Annotated in this window: 1 protein-coding gene; it reads right to left on the minus strand. The window is 76.9% G+C overall.

All coding sequences use genetic code 11. The features are described 5' to 3' along the window. Window positions 1–394 (minus strand): peptidoglycan-binding protein (locus AX721_RS13030; RefSeq protein WP_197422558.1); only part of this gene is annotated, 394 nt, incomplete at its 3' end. Window positions 395–472 lie beyond the last annotated feature (78 nt).

Genomic DNA, 472 nt, shown 5'->3' on the forward strand with positions numbered 1-472 from the left:
CCCGCATCCGCTGGACCGGAGTCCCACCGGAGTACAGCACGGCCTCCTGCGCGCCGGTGTCCACCTCCAGCCGGTAGCCCGGCGGCGCGTGCGGCATCCATCGCCACCGCTCGAGGTTGGCGTCGATCTGGGCCAGCCGCTCGGCGGCGGTGACGTTCAGCGCCGCGCGCGTGGCGGGGCCGAGCACGCCGTCGACCTCCAGGCCATGCAGGTCCTGGAACGCGCGCAGCGCCGCTTCCAGCTCCGCGTCGAACAGCGCCAGATCGCCCGACCCGGCGCCGTAGCCCTCGGCCGCCAGCCGCGCGCGCAGCGCGGTGACGCCGCCGTCCCGATCGCCGAGGCGCAGCGTCGGGCCGCCAGGCACGCCGGGCCAGCCGCCGACGTCCACGGTCATGGCATAGCGGTCCCTCACGGCGACAAGAGCGCGGTAGGCCGGCGCCGGCGGGGCGGCTGGATGCCTGGCTCGGGGGAC

The sequence above is a fragment of the Phenylobacterium sp. CCH9-H3 genome, assembly GCF_001557235.1.
Classification (GTDB): Bacteria; Pseudomonadota; Alphaproteobacteria; order Caulobacterales; family Caulobacteraceae; genus Phenylobacterium.